This window comes from Cupriavidus sp. 05L411, from assembly GCF_056398045.1.
Map to the genome: position 1 here is coordinate 1 of NZ_JBFTOQ010000111.1, position 2,444 is coordinate 2,444.

Genomic DNA, 2,444 nt, shown 5'->3' on the forward strand with positions numbered 1-2,444 from the left:
CATCGGCTCGCAAGCAACAGAAGTGGCGATCCGCGTAGGCGTGCTTAACCGCATGGCGGCTCTTGCACGCCCGAAGTCCGTCCACATCGTCTGAATTTCGGATCACAGGAGTCTCTGTGTTTTTAAGTCCGATTTATGCAACAACGCCGGTAATTGACTGAGTGCCAATGTCGTAGAAATGCGTCCGTATGTTGTTAGTTTCTCTTGTATCGGACGTAGCCGATGATGCAGAAAATAAACCCCATAAGCAATCCCCTAATCAAGATGAATCGAAGATCTGCCATACTCCATTGATATTTTCCGTCATACCAAATCTGTGCTAGTAGGACGATCGATGCCTTGATTGGAGCCATGCAAATAATGGATCCGGATATTAATATGAAAAAGGAGAATAATAATCTCTTAATCGTCTGTTTTTTTGGTTTAATTCGATATTATTAATCGCGGAGCTAGCCGCCTCAGTCGCAACGCCGCCGCCAATGGACGAGCCAATTGCAGGCGACGAATTTTTTCCGAACATGCTCCATACGGGTGTTCCTAGCCAGGCACCTGCAGGTGCTAAATCTCCTTTGGTCAGCGTGGATCTGAGGGTGCAACCAATTGCTGGTTCGGCTATTTTACCCATTCCAAATCCGATTCCTGCTGCGGTTGCATTTGCTATCGCTCCAAATGTTATGGTATCGTTCTTGTTGTGAAGAGAGTTGTTGATTGCTGTATTGGCCGCCCCTCCAGCGGCATGTACGCCGAAATTCCACCAGAATCCACCGTAAGCGCCAGATGTCCCCGTGACAAAGTTCACCCCAACATCCACCGGATTGATAGAGCCGTTCTGGACATACTGGGACGCCGCATTAAAACTGGCACCAATGAGACCTGCGCCAACTTTTGACGCAAGAATATCTGGTCCCAGCACTAAATCCGCAAAGATTCCGCCGCCAGCACGTGCAACTATATTTCCAATAGGGTCTTTTTTTTGAAATTGGTTGAATCGTACTCTGCCCTTGTCATTCGTGATCGGAATCTTCCTTTCGAAGACATTGGTACTTTAATTCGAAAAGACGTACTAACTTTGGTGCAACTGTCGATTGAAGAGAATCATTTTCAGTTGCAAGGCGCGATGAGTCAACGCTAACATTTTTCGTGGGATTCCACGTTATGGAACGCAGCCGCTATCGGTCAATGCCTCGTGCTCTCGCGAACCAAATTACTATTGTGGTGATCGATGCGAGGACCGTAGATGCTTTCGCGAAACGAATGTAGTCTTYCGCGAAAGGGAGACCATACGGTATGTTGAACATATGAGACCTTAGAATTGGAATGACGAATAGCAAGAAAAAACTAGCCACCGTGAAGTAAACAAGAAGACAGATGGCCAAAACTTTGAGCCAAGCAACCAATTTACTCCCTATATTTTCCGTCATCTACTACCCCCTGTGATGGGCCTGGTCATGATGATGTTCGTCGCATTGCCCATAGCCTCCTGACCAAAGCTACTTGTGGTGGTACCAAAGATGGCGGGCAAGGGACTCTTTGGGACAAACATCGACATCCCGAATCCAACATTTTTCCACTCCTCGCGGTACCATGGGTTGAGTACCTTGTTCAAGCTACTCTCGGTGACTGTACCCAGCCCAAAGCCAATTGTCGTACCAATTGCAGCGCCAGCCATGCTCAAGTTTGGATTTTCCCTCTTCAATGCGGACAGGGAAAGGGCCCCGCCCGTATTGGTCAGCAAGCTTGGCACCAGTGCGGTCCCATAGGTCAAGGCTCCGGTAGCCACGCCCATCGCAACATCTCTGGGATCGACGGATCTCGTGAAAAAATACTGCATGGTCGCATTTGCTGAGCCGCCGAGCACACCACCTACTCCCATTCCCGCAACCGTAGGGACTCCTCCGGCAGTAACAATACCAAGGCCGACCATCCCAGCGCCGGCGATCGTTGTCCCAACGGGATCTTTTTTCATGTTGATAGTCACAAGCTCACTGTAAGTCAGCCCGCGGCCCAGTTGTGTCTGACCTTTGTTGTATGTACTCTGATTGCTTGCGATGTACTGGCTGTTGTACTCGTGACTCGAGTACTGTGGATCGTTCTTGTATCCGTCGCAGTTCAGGTTTTGACAACCAACAATGCTCCGCACTTCGTAGTCGTGCTTTTCACCTGATGCTTCCGCTGTCTGCTTGTCGGAATTACGAAGGATCTCTGCCACAATCCGGCCCTCGGCCTCCTGCTCCGAAATCCCGAGTTTCTGTGCGACGACCTTGGCGTTCTTCTTGGCGAAGTCATACTCGCTTTGATGCAACTGCCGATTGAACCGATCCACATTCGCTGCCGTCGCTGCCCCCGATCCACCACCCACGACGGCACCAAAGCCACCCGCTGCAATGTTCGCCGCCACGTTGCCGAGCGCTTCATTCAACCCCGCATTGCCGGTATCGATGCTC

1 protein-coding gene and 1 pseudogene are annotated in these 2,444 nt (G+C 50.2%); both read right to left on the minus strand.

The window, feature by feature from the left end; genetic code table 11:
• Positions 1-373: 373 nt before the first annotated feature.
• Complete coding sequence (locus AC1DQR_RS40100) at positions 374-913, minus strand: hypothetical protein (protein WP_477135122.1); 540 nt, start codon at positions 911-913, stop codon at positions 374-376.
• 504 nt (positions 914-1,417) lie between these two features.
• Positions 1,418-2,444, minus strand: a pseudogene (locus AC1DQR_RS40105) (hemagglutinin repeat-containing protein); the annotation flags it as partial.